We start from the raw sequence: 14,773 nt of genomic DNA, 5'->3' as shown, positions 1-14,773 counted from the left end.
CGCAACGTTAGCCCAAAAACCGCCGCACCAGATCCTTCGCCACCCGCACCGGCCGGCGCGTGTCGGTGTCGAGCGCGCACCAGCTCGACTGCACCTCGACCAGCACTTCCTCGCCGCGGCGGATCAGCGTCGTGAACATCGCGCGCGCGCCCTCGACCCGCTCGGCGATCACCGTCGCGACCACCGCGTCCTCGAGGAAGGCGGGCCGGCGATAGGTGATCTCGTGCTTCAGCGCGACCCACAGGTGTCGGGCGACCGCCTCCGCCGGCGCGACCTTTTCCCAATAGGCGACGACCGCCTCCTGAACCCAGTTCAGGTACACGGCATTGTTGACATGCCCCATATGGTCGATGTCGCCGGGCGCGATCGTGACTTCGTGCTGGTGCATTGCAGCACGCTGCGCCTTGCTGACACCCATGTCAATTGCAAAGCCGGACCGTCAGGCTCGGTCGGCCGCACTCACGGCGTCGGCGGCGCGCAATGCCGCGAGCAGCTTCATCAGATGCGCGGCGTCGCGCACTTCCAGGTCGATGGTGTTGGTGTGGAAGGTGGTGTCGCGGTTGTCGAGGCGTAAGCCCAGGATGTTCGCCTTGTGCGCGCCGATGATCGACGCGATCGCGCCGAGCGACCCGGGCTCGTTCTTCAGCGTCACCGCGACGCGCGCCGTCCCGCCCTCGGCCTTGTCGCCCCAGGCGATGTCGACCCAGTCGGCATCCTCGGTTTCGCCCAGCATCGGACAGGCGATGCCGTGGACCTGGATCGGCTGGCCGGGCCGGCGCACCCCGACGATGCGGTCGCCCGGCACCGGGCGGCAGCATTCGGCAAGGTCGAAAGCGACACCCGGCGTCAGCCCCTTGATCGAGATCGCCTGGCGCTGCGGCGGCATCGCGGTGTCGGCGTCCTCCGCCGAACCCGGCATCAGCGCTTCCATCACCTGCGCGTCGGTCAGCCGCTGATGCGCGATCGCGATCATCAGCGCGGCCTCATCGGCGAGGTGCAGCCGGCGCAGGGCCCCGGTCAGCGCATCCACGCCGAGCGGCACCGGCAGCCGCGCGACGATGTCGTCATAGAGCTTGCGGCCGAGCGCAACACCCTCCTCGCGCTCCTTGTGGCGAAGGTGGCGGCGGATCGCCGCGCGCGCCTTGCCGGTGATCGCGAAGTTCAGCCAGTTCGGCTGCGGCGTCTGCGCCTTGGACCGGAGGATCTGGACCTGGTCGCCATTCTCGATCTCCGTGCGCAGCGGCACCACGCGGCCGTTGATCTTGGCGCCCACCGCCTGATCGCCCAGATCGGTATGGACGTCATAGGCAAAGTCGATCGGCGTCGCGCCCTTGGGCAGCTGGACGAGCTCGCCGCGCGGCGTGAACGCAAAGATGCGATCCTGGTACATCGCCATGCGCGTATGCTCGAGCAGCTCTTCGGGGCTCTCGGCATTGTCGAGGATCTCGACCAGGTCCTGGATCCAGCGCACCTGCGTGTCGGGCCGCACTTCCTTCTGCTTGTAGGCCCAGTGCGCGGCGAGGCCGTGTTCGGCCTGGGCGTGCATCGCCTCGGTCCGGATCTGGATCTCGATTCGGTTGTCGCCCGAATGGATGACGCTGGTGTGGAGCGAGCGATAGCCGTTGCGTTTGGGTGTCGAGATATAGTCCTTGAAGCGGCCCGGCACGAGCGGCCACTTGCGGTGAATCACCCCGAGCGCGCGATAACATTCCTCCTCGCTCTTCACGATCGCGCGGAAGGCCATGATGTCGGACAGCTGGTCCAGGCTGACGTGCCGCTCCGACATCTTCTTCCATATCGAATAGGGGTGCTTCTCGCGCCCCGTCACCTCGGCCTCGATGCCTGCGCGGCTCAGCGCCTGCCGGATGCTGTCGCCGATCTTGGCGATGCGATCGCTGTCGCCGGCCTGCATGGCCTCCAGCCGACGCGTGATCGATTCGTAACCCTCGGGCTCGAGCTCCCGGAAGGCGAGCGTCTGCATCTCCTTCATGAACTCGTACATGCCGATTCGCTCGGCGAGCGGCGCATAGATGTCCATCGTCTCGCGCGCGATCCGCCGCCGCTTCTCAGGCTTGGGGATGAACTTGAGCGTGCGCATGTTGTGCAGCCGGTCGGCGAGCTTGACCAGCAGCACGCGGATGTCGTCCGACATCGCCAGCAGGAACTTGCGCAGGTTCTCCGCGGCGCGCTCGCTCTCGCTCTGCGCCTCGATCTTCGACAGCTTGGTGACGCCGTCGACCAGCCGCGCGACCGAAGGGCCGAACTTCGACTGGATCTCCTCCGGAGTCGCGACCGTATCCTCGATCGTGTCGTGGAGGATCGCGGTCGCGATCGTCTCGTCGTCCAGCCGCAGGTCGGTCAGAATGCCCGCCACCTCGATCGGGTGGCTGAAATAGGGGTCGCCGTTTGCGCGCTTCTGGCTGCCATGCGCGTGCATGGAAAAGACATAGGCGCGGTTGAGCAGCGCCTCGTCCGCATCGGGGTCGTAGCTCAGGACCCGGTCGACCAATTCATATTGCCGCAGCACTTCGCCTATTTGGGGCGAGAGGGTGCGCAATTGCAACGGTCTTGGCCGCCACTCGCGGCGCGGTTGCGCTGGCGAGTGGCGCGGAAGTCACAACCGCGGATCAGCTTCGGGCGCGTGCGTTGCATTTTTCGAGCGCCGCCGCGTCGAACTCGGCGCCCTCGACGGCGAAGCGCTGGAGCGGTCCGACCTCCCGCACCAGGAGCTCGCACATGATCGCATCGCGCGACCCCGCCTTCGCCGCGGCACAGGTGCCGGCATTGCACTTCCAGATCGTGCTGCGCGTGACGATAGATGCCTTGGCGGGCGCGTTGGTCGGCACAGCGGCATAATAGCTCTCCGCCAGAGCGGGCGTGGCGACGAGCGCGAGCGACGCGGCAGCAAGGAAGCGCAGCATGAAGGATCTCCCGTTCACAACAAGGTTGCGAATCGCTACTTATCTTCAAGGCCGTAAGGTTGCAATCTGAAACTGAGTTTGGTGTCCTTTGCCTGCGCGCGCATTTGGTTTAGGATCAGACGATGGGATTGCGCGAACCGCTGCGTCAGCTCACCGAGAATTGCAGCCTGCCGGCCGCGCTCGAGGCGATGGGCGAGCGCTGGTCTTTTCTGATCCTGCGCGCCAGCTTCAACGGCCTTCGCCATTTCGAGGAGTTCCAGTCGGAGCTCGGCATCGCACGCAACATCCTCGCCAACCGGCTCGGCCGGCTGGTCGGCCACGGCATCCTGGAGCGGCGTCCCTGCGACGACGACCGGCGCAAGGTCGAATACCGCCTCACCGACAAGGGCAAGGACCTGCTCCCGACACTGGTGGCGCTGCGTCAATGGGGCGAGCGCCATGAGCTGACCGGGCGCATCGCTCCCGTCCTCGTCGACGCCCGCGATCACCGCCCCGTCGCCCCCGTCCGCGTCATGAGCCATGATGGCCGCGCACTGACGACCCACGACCTGCTTTGGGCGCTGCCGGAAGAGGTCGGCGCGAAGGCGGCGGAGTAGGGGTTCAAGCTCGGTTTGCTTGTCCTCTCAACTTGTCCCACCCGTTCGTCCTGAGTAGCCGTCGAGTAGCCCGTAGGGCGTATCGAGACGGCGTATCGAAGGGCTTTGGCGCGCGGGACGGTACTTCGATACGCGACCTCGATACGCCGCTGCGCGGCTACTCGGCCGCTACTCAGCACGAACGGATTGATCGAGGATCGATGCGCATTCGCCCCCCGGCTGCTAGACCAGCCCCATGACCGACCACCCCAATATCGTCGTCCTCACCGGCGCCGGGATCTCCGCGGAGAGCGGGATCGCCACTTTCCGCGGGCCGGGGGGCTTGTGGGAAGGTCACCGGGTCGAGGACGTTTGCACACCCGAGGCGCTCGCGCGCGATCCGGGGCTGGTACACCGCTTCTACGATCTCCGTCGGGCAGCACTGGCGGCGGTCGAACCGAACCCGGCGCACTGCGCGCTCGCGCGGCTGGATGCCGAGTGGCCGGGCGAGCTCCTGATCGTCACGCAGAATGTCGACGACCTTCACGAGCGGGCAGGCGCCACGCGGATGCTGCACATGCATGGCGAGCTCCAGTCGGCGCTGTGCGCGGCGTGCGGCGCCGCTCGGCCGTGGGCGGGCGAGCTGCCGCCGGGTACGCGCTGCCCCGATTGCGGCGCGCCGGCGATGCGGCCGGACATCGTCTTCTTCGGCGAGATGCCGTACCAGATGGAGCGCATCGAGCGTGCGCTGGCGATGTGCGACCTGTTCGTGTCGATCGGCACCTCGGGCGCAGTCTATCCCGCCGCCGGCTTCGTCCAGACCGCGAGGCACTGGGGCGCGGCGACGCTGGAGATCAACCTGGAGCCGTCGCAGGGCAGCTTTCTGTTCGAGGAAAGCCGGATGGGGCGGGCGAGCGAGCTGGTGCCGGTGTGGGTGGAGGCGGTGCTGGCTTCACAGCGCAGAACGTCACCCCGGACTTGATCCGGAGTCCCCCTTCTTCTTTTGCACTTGAAAGGCAGCGGGATCCCGGATCAAGTCCGGGATGACGAAGGGGTAAGAGGGTGGCTCACTCCACCCAATCCAGCCCGATGTCGCGATAGAGGCCGCGATCCTCGTCCCAGCCGGGCTTCACCTTGACGTGGAGGTAGAGGTGCACGGGCACGCCCATGATCCGCGACAGCTCGGCGCGGGCCTTGGCGCCGATGTCCTTGATGCGGGCGCCGCCCTTGCCGAGCACGATCGCACGCTGGGTGTCGCGCTCGACCAGGATCTGCTGGTGGATTTCGACCGATCCGTCGTCGCGCTCCGAATAGCGCTCGGTCTCGACCGCGCTTTCATACGGGAGCTCGGCGTGGAGCTGGAGATAGAGCTGCTCGCGCGTCACCTCGGCGGCGAGCATCCGGTCGGTGGCGTCGCTGACCTGGTCCTCGGGGAAGTGCCACGGCCCCTCGGGCATGCGCGCCGACAGCGCCGCCTTGAGCTCGGGGATGCCGTCGCCCGTCGTTGCCGAGACGAAGAAGATCTCGTCGAACGCCAGCCGCTCGTTCAGCCGCTGCGCGTGAAGGAGCAGGCGCGGCTTGTCGGCCAGGTCGACCTTGTTGAGGATGAGCAGCTTGGGCTCCGACCGCGACGCCAGCCGGTCGACGATCGTCAGCACCTTTTCCGGCAGCCCACCCTTGGCATCGACGACCAGCGCGATCGCGTCGGCGCCCTCGGCCCCTTCCCACGCCGCCGAGACCATCGCGCGGTCCAGTCGGCGCTTGGGATCGAACAGGCCGGGTGTGTCGACGAGCAGGAGCTGCGTCGGCCCGTCGATGGCGATGCCCATCAGCCGCACGCGCGTCGTCTGCGCCTTGGGGCTGACGATCGCGACCTTCTGGCCGACCAGCGCATTGACCAGCGTCGACTTGCCCGCATTGGGCGCCCCCACCACGGCGACGAGGCCGCAGCGGGTCGATTCTTGGATTTCGGTCATGGGTGGGCGTTAGCGCACCCTCGAAGGTTCGTCACCCCGGGCTTGACCCGGGGTCCCGCTGCCTTTCGACGACGGAAGAAGAAGCGGGACCCCGGATCAAGTCCGAGGTGACGGTTCATTTGAGGAGAACGAGTTCCTCCGCCATCGTCGGATGGAGCGCCACCGTCGCATCGAAGGCCGCCTTGGTCAGTCCGGCCTTCACTGCCACCGCGGCGGACTGAAGAATCTCCGGCGCGTCGGGGCCGATCATGTGGATGCCCAGGATTTTATCCGAATCGCCGTCGCACACCATCTTGTAGAGCGCGCGCTCGTTGCGGCCGGCAAGCACGTTCTTCATCGGGCGGAAGTCGGAGTGATAGACTTTGACCGACCCGTGTTTCTGGCGCGCCTGCACCTCGGTCAGGCCGACGCCGGCGATCGGCGGGTGGCTGAACACCGCGCTGGGGATGCAGTCGTAATCGACCCTGGTCGGCTTGTTGCCATAGAAGGTGTCGGCGAACGCCTGTCCCTCGCGGATCGCGACGGGGGTCAGCTGGATGCGGTTGGTGACGTCGCCGACCGCGAAGATGCTGTCGCAGGTGGTGCGATTGTCGTCATCGACCTTGATCGCGCCCTTGTCGTCCCACTCGACGCCCGCGCGCTCCAGCCCCAGTCCGCCGGTATTGGGCACACGGCCGGTCGCGAACATCACCATGTCGACGGTGAGCGGCTCGTGGTTGGTCATCTCGACCTTGAGGCAGCCGTCCGCCTGTTTCTCGATCCCGCGGAACTCGGCGTTGAAGCGGAACTGGATGCCCTTGGCGGTCGAAATCTGGAGCAATCGATCGCGGACCTGCTCGTCATAGCCGCGCAGGATCACGTCGGTGCGGTTGATGAGCGTGACGTGGGCGCCAAGCTGGTGGAACACGCCCGCGAACTCGTTGGCGATATAGCCGGCACCGGCGATCAGGATGCGCTCGGGCACTGCGTCCAGGTGAAACGCCTCGTTCGAGGTGATGCCGTGTTCGTGGCCGGGGCAGCTCGGCACCTGAGGCGTCGCGCCGGTGGCGATCAGGATGCGCTCGGCGGTGACGGTACGGCCATCGGCGAGCTTCACCTCGTGCGGGCCGGCGATCGTCGCGCGCTGGTGGATGATCTCCGCGCCGCTCGACTCGATCGTCTGCGTATAGGCGCCGTTGATGCGGTCGACCTCCGCCAGCACGTTGTCGCGCAGCCGCGCCCAGGTAAAGGCGCAGTCGGACGGCACGTCCCAGCCGAAATGGCGCGCATCGCGCAGATCCTCGGCGAAATGCGCGCCATAGACGAGCAGCTTCTTGGGCACGCAGCCGCGAATGACGCAGGTGCCGCCGACGCGATATTCCTCGGCGACCGCAACCCGCGCGCCGTAAGCGGCCGAGACGCGCGCCGCGCGCGTGCCGCCCGACCCGGCGCCGATCACGAACAGGTCATAGTCGTATTGGGCCAAGGCGCGCTTCCTTCTCGATAACCGGTTGTGCGCGAGATAGGGGCGGAGCGCGCGGGCGACAAAGATTTTCGCGCCGGAACCGCCGGGGGGCCGGGACCGTAGAGCGCAGTCTGGATCAGGAGGAACGATGCGGCGGGTGGCAGGCTGGATGGCGGGCGTGCTGCTGTGGCTGGTAGCGGGCGCGTGCCTTGCCGCGACGATCGTGCCGACCTTCCTCGACCGCCGCTATTATCAGGGGCCGGAAAGCGGCCATTTCGACGGTGAGCGCTTCTTCAATCCTGGCGGCGACGATGCGGGGCGCGTGCCCGGCGGCGGCAATCGCGCGGGTTTCCTGTGGCGTCGCTTGAGCGGCGAGGGCGAGGCGGCGTGGCCGGTGAGCGTGCCGGTGCGCTCGGCAACCTCCGGCGAGCTGCTCCAACCCTATCCGACGCCGATCCAGTTCATGCCCGCGCGCCCGGCCGAGATCGCGGCGATGCCGATGCGCGCGACCTGGGTGGGGCATGCCAGCGTGCTGGTGGAAACGCCGGCGCTCAACATCCTGACCGATCCCGTCTGGTCCACGCGTGCTGGGCCGCTTGGCTTCGGGCCGACGCGCACGACCGCGCCCGGCATCGCCATCGCCGACCTGCCCAAGATCGACCTGATCGTCATCAGCCACAATCATTATGACCATCTCGACCTCGCGACGCTCAAGGAATTGTGGGACCGAGACCGGCCGACGATCGTCACCAGCCTGGGCAACGGGGCGATCCTGCGATCGGCGGGGATCGACGCGACCGAGCTCGACTGGGGCCATGCGGTGCCGGTCGCAGACCGGCCACGCGTGAGTGCCGGGGGCTTTGCGCCCGCGCCCGTCCGCGTCCATGTCGTGCGCAACCATCATTGGGGCAGCCGCTGGTTCGCGGATCGCAACCGCGCGCTATGGTCGGCGTTCGTGATCGAGCTTCCCGGCGGCAACCTGTTCTTCGCCGGCGATACCGGTTTTGGCGACGGCAACTGGCCGCGTGAGGCCGCCGCGATCGGCCCGATCCGGCTGGCGCTGATCCCCGTCGGCGCCTTCCGCTTCCAGCCCGGCGAGATGGGGACGGGCAGTCATATCGGCCCGCGGGAGGCGGTGCGCGTCTGGGATCGGCTTGGCCGGCCGGCGGCGCTGCCGATCCACTGGGGCACGTTCAAGCTGTCGGCCGAGGCGCGGGACACGCCGCCGACAATGCTGAGGCTGCTGATGCAGTGCGCCGGCCAGCCCGCCGACCGCTTCACCCGGCGCGAGATCGGCCGGCCGTTCGACGTGCCGCCGCTCACCGCCACCCCCGGCACGCTTGACGAGGCGCGGCTCGCCGCCTGCGCGCGCACGCCGGCGGTGACGGCGCTGCGCTGAGGGTGGTACCTTCCCACGTGCTTCGACAGGCTCAGCACGAACGGCTGAAACTACCCCGTTCGGCTTGAGCTTGTCGAACAACGTTCCCTAGGCGCAATTCCCCGTCCGCTCGCCCGTCACGCGCGAACGCATGCGCATCGCCGCCTGCGCGTTCGGTCCGGTCGCCTCGATCCGGTTCTCCATTTCGAAGCGGGTCTTGGAAAAGCTGCCGGTCATCAGGATCTTGGCCTGACCGTTTCCTTGGCCGTCGCCTTTGCACGTCATTGCTGCATCGACTCGGCCATCCTTCATGACGAAGCGGTCGAAGCGGCAGCCGCCCTGCTGGCCGGCGAACAGGTCCTCGTTCGGCTTGGCGGCCTGTTCGGGCGTCATGCAGCTCGACACGCTCGACTTGGCGAGCATCCGCCGCTTCATCTCCTCGGCCATGGCGGGCGGCAGGCCGGGGACCTCGGCCTCGACCACCTCCACCGTGGTGCGCCACTGGCCGGGTTCGAAGCGCATCTGCGCGCCTGCCGCCTGGGTCTGCGCCGCGACCTCCGCCACGCTGGCGTTGGTCACCTCGATCTCGCCGCTGCTTGCAGCGCTGTCGGTCGTGCTCTGCCCGCCGCAGCCGGCGAGCGACAGGAGCGCAAAGGGGATCAGGCGCTTCACTGGCCCGCACTCCCGCCTGCGCCCGGCTTCATAAGGTCGAGAACGGCGGCGGTCATCGCGATCGTGCCGGTGACGATCGCAGGTTCCGGGGCGATTTTGAACAAGGGCGAGTGATGCGAGGGCACCGGTGGCCCGCCGCGCGCCGCTGCGTCGATCGCCGCCTGCGGGGTGCCGCCGACCGCGAAATAATAGCCCTTCACCCCGGTATCGGGCTGGACGAGATAGGCGAAGTCCTCGGCCCCCATCCCCTTCTGTTCAAAGGGGACGACGTTGGCCGCCCCCAGCGCCTGAACCATCGTCCCGTTGAGGCGGCGCGCGAGCGCGGCGTCGTTGATCGTCGTCGGCGTCCCCTCCGTCACGGTGACGACGGGCATCTTGTCGGCGGGCATGCCGTTCATTTCGCCGACGCCGCGCGCCACGCGCTTGATCCCGGCGATCAGCCGTGCACGCTCTTCCTCGTCATTGGCGCGGACGGTGACCTGGAGCTTGGCCTCGTCCGAGATGATGTTGTGCTTTAGGCCCGAATGGAACGATCCGACGGTGATGACGCCGGGCTTCAACGGCTGCTGCTCGCGGCTGATGAGGCCCTGCAGCGCGATGACGAGCTGCGAGGCCATGTAGACCGGGTCCTTGCCCATGTGCGGGCTGGCGCCGTGCGCGCCGACACCGGGAACGGTAATGTCGACCGAGTCAGACGAGGAATATTGGATGCCCTCGGCAGCGGAGACCTTGCCCGCGGCGAGTTCGGACGCGACGTGGAAGGCGAGCGCGACCGCCGGCTTGGGGAAGCGGGTATAGAGCCCGTCCTTGACCATCGCCGCGGCGCCGCCCACCCGCTCCTCGGCGGGCTGGACGATGAAGACGAGCGTGCCGTTCCAGCGATCCTTCAGCGCCGCCAGCCGCCGCGCAGTGCCGACCATCGCGGTGATGTGCGTGTCGTGACCGCAGGCGTGCATTACCGGCGCTTCGATCCCGTCGATGCCGACCTGCCGCGCCTTGGACGCATAGGCGAGCCCCGACTTCTCCTCAACCGGCAGCCCGTCCATGTCCGCGCGGACCAGCACCACCGGACCGCTGCCGTTCTTGAGCACGCCGACGACGCCAGTCCCGCCCACGCCCTCGGTCACCTGCATCCCCGGCACCTTGCGCAGCTCGGCGGCCATGCGCGCGGCGGTCTTGGTCTCCTTGAAGCTCAGCTCCGGATTGCGGTGGAACCAGTCGAACATCGCCGCCAGCTCCGCCTTGTAGTCGGCGCGGACGGCGGCGGCATAATCGGGCTCGGCAGCGGCGGCGGGCGCGGCGATCGACAACGCCGCGGCGGCGAGAAGCAGGTTACGCATGGTCAGGACATCCCCCTTGGTTGGCGGGAGACTAGGCGGAGCGACGCTTTGACCGCAAGCGGCGGGATGCGGGGCACCGCGCGACGCGCTAGACCAAGGCCATGGACCTCACCGACGATCAGGCATGGGCCGCGTTCGAGGCGCGCGATCGTAACGCGGACGAGCGGTTCGTCGTCGCAGTGACGACGACGCACATCTATTGCCGCCCCTCCTGCCCCGCGCGGCGGCCGCGGCGCGAGCATGTGCGCTTCTTCGCCGATGGCGCGGGGGCGGTGGCGGCGGGCTATCGCGCATGCCTGCGCTGCAAGCCTGACGAGGCGGCACGCGACCGCGTCGCGGTCACCGCGGCGATCGCGATGATCGACGCGGCCGGGGCGCCGCCGTCACTGGAGACACTGGCCGATCACGTCGGCTATGCGCCGCACCATTTCCACCGGCTGTTCAAGCGCGCGCTGGGCGTCACCCCCGCTGCCTATGCGCGCGGACGGCGAGCCGATCGCGCGGCGACGGCGCTGAGCGAGGAGGATCATGTGACCGACGCCATCTACCGGGCCGGCTATTCGGGGCCGAGCCGCTTCTACGACGAGGCCAAGGGGCGGCTGGGCATGGCGCCGAGCGCCTGGGTGCGCGGCGGCGAGGGGGTGACGATCCGCTGGACCGTCGCCGAGACGAGCCTGGGCCCAATGCTGATCGCCGCGACCGACAAAGGGCTGTGCCGCGTCTCGTTCGAGGAGGACGCCGCCACGCTCGCCGCGCGCTTTCCCCGCGCCGACATTGTCGAGGGCGGCGATGCGCTCGCCGACCTCGCCGCGCGCGTGGTCGCGGAGGTGGAGACGCCCGGGCGCGACCCGCACCTGCCGCTCGACGTCGCCGGCACCGCATTCCAGGAAGCGGTGTGGCAGGCGCTTCGCCGCATCCCCGCGGGCGGTACGCTGAGCTATGCGGAGCTCGCGGCCGAGGTCGGGCGACCGGGCGCGGTGCGCGCGGCGGGGTCGGCGTGCGGCGCGAACAACGTCGCGGTGGTCATCCCCTGTCACCGCGTGACGCGCAGCGACGGGACGATGGGCGGCTATGCCTATGGCATCGACCGCAAGCGCGTGCTGCGCCGGCGCGAGGGCGTTGTCGACCGGGAGTAGTGAAGGTCCAAGATCCTACCCCGGAGGGGGAGGGGGACCGCCGCGAAGCGGTGGTGGAGGGGTAGCGACCTCTCGAAAGCGCGATACCCCTCCACCATGCTGCGCATGGCCCCCTCCCCTTGCAGGGGAGGACCTTGGATGCCTCATGCGAGGAGGCGGCCCCCTCAATCCTTCTTGTTCTCCGCGTCCTTGCGCGGCCCATCGACCAGCAGCTTCCGCGCGCGCGCCGCGTCCTTGGCGTCGAGCGCCGCCATGAAGGCGCGCATCTGTTCGCCGCCGCCGCCATGCGCGTTGTAAGCGAGCGGGGCGATCAGCGTGCGTGCCGCGTCTACATTGTCCGCACCCAGGTACTCGGCGGCGGCAAGCATCCGCAGCTCCCCGACTTCCGGCGCGAGCTTCTGCGCATAGAGGATCGCCTTGCTGGCGTCGGGCGGGACGTCGCGGCCAGTCTCAACATAGGTCTGATAGAGCATCATCATCGGCAGCGGATCGTCGGGGTCGAGCCGGTTGGCCTTGAACAGCGGCGCGCGGATCGCGCGCAGCGTCTCTGTGCTCGTATCCTTGGCCGCGCGCGCCTTCGCCGCCAGCACCATGCTCTGATAGACATGACCCTGCCGCGCCTTTGGGTCGGCTGCCACCGCGCGCGTCGCCGCCGCCATCGCCTCGTCGAGATTGCCGGCATCGAACTCGGCCTCTGCCAGCACGCCCTGTGCGAACGCATCCTGCGAAAAGGGATGGAGTGCCCGGCGCGCTCGCGGCAGCAGGTCCTTGGCCTGGTCGGCATCGACGCCGCGGGTCGAGACGATGTGGATCGGCATTGCCGCCGCCTCCGCCGGTCCCATCGTGCGCAGCGTCACCGCCCCCGGCTTGATCGCCACCGCCTGCACCTTGAGCCCGGTCAGCCGCTTCTTGGCATAGACGTCGAGCTCGCGGTCGAGCTTGCGCAAGTCACCGAACGCTGCCTCGCCCGCGTCTGACCCCGTTTTCCCCGCATTGACGGCCCGGATATAGGCGCCGAGCTGACCCTTCCGCGTCTCCTCGAAATGCAGGTAGTGCGTCAGCAGCCAGCCGCGGCCGTAAATCGCCTCCATCGGCAGCTTGTTCGACATGGGGTCAATGAGCTTCGCCATCGGTACGCGTTCACCGGCGAAGATCTCCCACGCGCGGTGATCGGCGGGCATCCCGAACAGCACCGAACCGTCATCCTCGAACCGCGCGGTCGAGTGGAACTCAGCATAGCCCTCCGCCAGCCAGGCGGGATAGGCGTTGGCATAATTCCGAAACATGAAATGGTGCGTGTATTCGTGAAGCAGGACGACCTGAGCGTTGATGTCCAAGTTGCTGCCGAACCCGGCTTTTGCGGGAACGAAGATCATCGACCCGCCGGGCCGCGCGACATAGAAGCCCGCGGTCGACGCCCGTCCCGCCAGTTTGGCCACGCTGTCGACGCTGCGCAGCACATAGACCTTGAGCCGTCCCGCCGGGTTCGTGCTGCCCGGCGGCAGGTTGCGGACATAGCGGAGCGCCGCGTCGAAGCGCTCGATCTGCTCGGCGAGCTTCTGCGCATCGGCGGCGCGTCCCTCGGCAAAGACGCGGACGTTCGGTCCGCTCGCCTCATACCATTCGGCATGCGCGGCGCCCGTCGCCGCCCAGAACGCCACCAGCCACGCCAGCCACCGCATCACCCGCTCCCCTCGGTTCCCCGGGTGCGATGCTAAGCCAGCAATTTGCGGTCGAAAAGAGGGATCAGCGCGCCGCCCGGCAGCGATAGACGAGGCGCTCGTTGGGCAGCTGCGGGAGCGCCGCGCGGATAGCCGATTGCTGGCTGGCGAGCGATGCGCGCGCAGCCTGATCGGTGCTGCACTGCTTGAGCTGCACTTCCTTTCGCAGCGCCCGGGCCTCGGTCATCCGCTGCGCCGACAAAAGGTAGCGCGTGTTGGTGTAAGTGCGGCTGGCCGGATCGAACTCCAGCAGCGACACCGTCTGCTCGCCATCGGGGACGAGGATGCGCGCCCAGCGTCGCCCCGCCTCGGCATATTGGGTGCGTCCGTTGACGCAGCCGTCCGCGCCCCAGTCGAGTGCGACGTCGTCGGTCGCGGACACGGTGACGCGGCTGCGCGCGGGGTCGATCGTGCATGCAAGCGCGCCGATCGCGGCAGTCGGATCGCCGCTGGTGGCGCTCGGCGTCGGCGTGGGGGCGGTCGCCCGCGCGCTCGCTTCGGCGCGCTCGGGGTCAAAGGCGGGCCGCAGCAGGAAGACGAGCACCGCGGCGAGCATCAGCGCCGCACCGCCCGCGCCCGCCCAGATCGCCTCGCGCTGCTTGCCGCGCTGATAAAGCATTCCGCCGCCACCCACGGCGAGCGCACCGACGACGAGCAGCAGCGCGGCGATGCCCAGGAAGTTCTCGCGCGTGCGCTCGTTCGCCTCGCGCGCGTCCTCGATCGCCTGGGCGCGGGCGGCGGCGTTCTTCTCGGCGGTTTCGCGCGCGGCCGCCGCCTCGGCGGCGGCGGTGCGCGCATCGGCGTCGCGCTCGCTGGCGAGCTGCGATTCGATGCTGGTGCAGGGCGCGCCGACGCTCGCCACCGACTGCCCCGCCTCGCGCAGGAAGGCCATCAGCTCGGCATCGGCGATCGCAAAGCCGAAGCCCGCATCGCCATCGTCGGCGCGCGTGATCGCCGAATTGACGCCGATGACGCGCCCGCACCGGTCGAGCAGCGGCCCGCCCGAATTGCCGCGGGCGATGCCGGCGGTGTGAAGCAGCACCTGCGTGCCGCCCAGGCTGCGCGCGCCCGAATAATTGCCCTGGCTGCGCACCGGCGACAGCGGGCGGATGAAGTCGGCGGCGGACCGCGCGGTGGCGAGGTCGACATTGCCGGGATAGCCGAGAGAGACCAGCGCCTCGCCATCCTCGACCGGGCCGGAATAGATCGCCAGCGGCGGCAGGCGCACCTCGCCGAACTCGATCAGCGCCAGGTCGCGCGCGGGATCGACCGCGATCAGCCGGCCCTGCACCGACCGCTCGCCCTCGCTGGGCACGATGCCGATGACGACATTGTCGGGATATTGCGCGGCAAGCTCGACGACATGCGCGTTGGTGACGACGCGATTGGGCGCCACGGCAAAGCCCGATCCGTGACCGAAGCCCACCACCTCGTCGTCCGCCATCGCGACGGTGACGACGCGCACGACCCCGCGCGCCGCAGCGGAAATGTCGTCGGCGCGCGCCGGCATGGCGCCGAACAGGAGCGCGAGAAGCAGGAGGATGCGCGTCAAAGCTCGGCTCCGTCGAATGGCGCCGCTTCAATCCGCCAAGCGCCCGATCGGTTCAAGA

Annotated in this window: 13 protein-coding genes; 4 read left to right on the top strand and 9 right to left on the bottom strand. The window is 68.6% G+C overall.

Translation table 11 applies throughout. The features are described 5' to 3' along the window. Window positions 1-7: 7 nt before the first annotated feature. The 3 genes from RS883_RS02345 to RS883_RS02335 all read right to left on the bottom strand — a co-directional run bounded on the left by RS883_RS02345 (window position 8) and on the right by RS883_RS02335 (window position 2,921). Window positions 8-388 carry a thioesterase family protein gene (locus tag RS883_RS02345; RefSeq protein WP_315762275.1) on the bottom strand — a complete coding sequence of 127 codons (381 nt, stop codon included), beginning with the start codon at window positions 386-388 and terminating at the stop codon, window positions 8-10. Window positions 389-439: 51 nt separating this feature from the next. After that, on the bottom strand, window positions 440-2,527 hold the full coding sequence (locus tag RS883_RS02340; protein ID WP_315762274.1) for a bifunctional (p)ppGpp synthetase/guanosine-3',5'-bis(diphosphate) 3'-pyrophosphohydrolase: 2,088 nt from the start codon (window positions 2,525-2,527) through the stop codon (window positions 440-442). A 100-nt stretch (window positions 2,528-2,627) separates the two neighbouring features. Beyond that, window positions 2,628-2,921 (bottom strand): CC_3452 family protein, encoded by a 294-nt coding sequence (locus RS883_RS02335; protein WP_315762273.1) that lies wholly within the window; start codon window positions 2,919-2,921, stop codon window positions 2,628-2,630. 122 nt (window positions 2,922-3,043) lie between these two features. Here RS883_RS02335 and RS883_RS02330 point away from each other — a divergent pair, with 122 nt between their 5' ends. Continuing rightward, a complete protein-coding gene (locus RS883_RS02330; protein WP_315762272.1) occupies window positions 3,044-3,517 on the top strand; it encodes a helix-turn-helix domain-containing protein in 474 nt (157 codons plus the stop codon). Between the two features lie 235 nt (window positions 3,518-3,752). Continuing rightward, window positions 3,753-4,478, top strand: a complete 726-nt coding sequence (locus tag RS883_RS02325; RefSeq protein ID WP_315762271.1) for an NAD-dependent deacylase — start codon at window positions 3,753-3,755, stop codon at window positions 4,476-4,478. An 85-nt stretch (window positions 4,479-4,563) separates the two neighbouring features. On the opposite strand, the gene era is transcribed toward RS883_RS02325, so the two are convergent. Next, window positions 4,564-5,472 (bottom strand): GTPase Era, encoded by a 909-nt coding sequence (era, locus tag RS883_RS02320; RefSeq protein WP_315762270.1) that lies wholly within the window; start codon window positions 5,470-5,472, stop codon window positions 4,564-4,566. 115 nt (window positions 5,473-5,587) lie between these two features. Continuing rightward, on the bottom strand, window positions 5,588-6,937 hold the full coding sequence (gene gor, locus RS883_RS02315) for a glutathione-disulfide reductase (RefSeq protein ID WP_315762269.1): 1,350 nt from the start codon (window positions 6,935-6,937) through the stop codon (window positions 5,588-5,590). A gap of 127 nt (window positions 6,938-7,064) precedes the next feature. Here gor and RS883_RS02310 point away from each other — a divergent pair, with 127 nt between their 5' ends. Beyond that, entirely contained in the window at window positions 7,065-8,315 is a 1,251-nt protein-coding gene (locus tag RS883_RS02310) for an MBL fold metallo-hydrolase (RefSeq protein ID WP_315762268.1), read from the top strand. Window positions 8,316-8,402: 87 nt separating this feature from the next. Here the strand turns inward: RS883_RS02310 and RS883_RS02305 are convergent, their stop codons facing one another. Next, window positions 8,403-8,966 (bottom strand): DUF3617 domain-containing protein, encoded by a 564-nt coding sequence (locus tag RS883_RS02305; protein ID WP_315762267.1) that lies wholly within the window; start codon window positions 8,964-8,966, stop codon window positions 8,403-8,405. Continuing rightward, on the bottom strand, window positions 8,963-10,306 hold the full coding sequence (locus RS883_RS02300) for an amidohydrolase (protein WP_315762266.1): 1,344 nt from the start codon (window positions 10,304-10,306) through the stop codon (window positions 8,963-8,965). The genes RS883_RS02305 and RS883_RS02300 overlap by 4 nt, the downstream gene beginning before the upstream one ends. Window positions 10,307-10,407: 101 nt before the next feature. On the opposite strand from RS883_RS02300, the gene ada reads away from it, so the two are divergent. Continuing rightward, window positions 10,408-11,442: a bifunctional DNA-binding transcriptional regulator/O6-methylguanine-DNA methyltransferase Ada gene (gene ada, locus RS883_RS02295; protein ID WP_315762264.1), complete on the top strand. Its 1,035-nt coding sequence runs from the start codon at window positions 10,408-10,410 to the stop codon at window positions 11,440-11,442. A 164-nt stretch (window positions 11,443-11,606) separates the two neighbouring features. On the opposite strand, the gene RS883_RS02290 is transcribed toward ada, so the two are convergent. Then, window positions 11,607-13,124, bottom strand: coding sequence for a hypothetical protein (locus RS883_RS02290; protein ID WP_315762262.1), 1,518 nt, complete (start codon window positions 13,122-13,124; stop codon window positions 11,607-11,609). A gap of 64 nt (window positions 13,125-13,188) precedes the next feature. Further along, window positions 13,189-14,715 (bottom strand): S1C family serine protease, encoded by a 1,527-nt coding sequence (locus RS883_RS02285; protein WP_409977374.1) that lies wholly within the window; start codon window positions 14,713-14,715, stop codon window positions 13,189-13,191. Window positions 14,716-14,773 lie beyond the last annotated feature (58 nt).

Origin of the sequence: Sphingomonas sp. Y38-1Y (assembly GCF_032391395.1) — a bacterium.
Classification (GTDB): domain Bacteria; phylum Pseudomonadota; class Alphaproteobacteria; order Sphingomonadales; family Sphingomonadaceae; genus Sphingomonas.
Note: the sequence above shows the minus strand (reverse complement) of the source record. Positions and strands in the feature narration are given on the sequence as shown.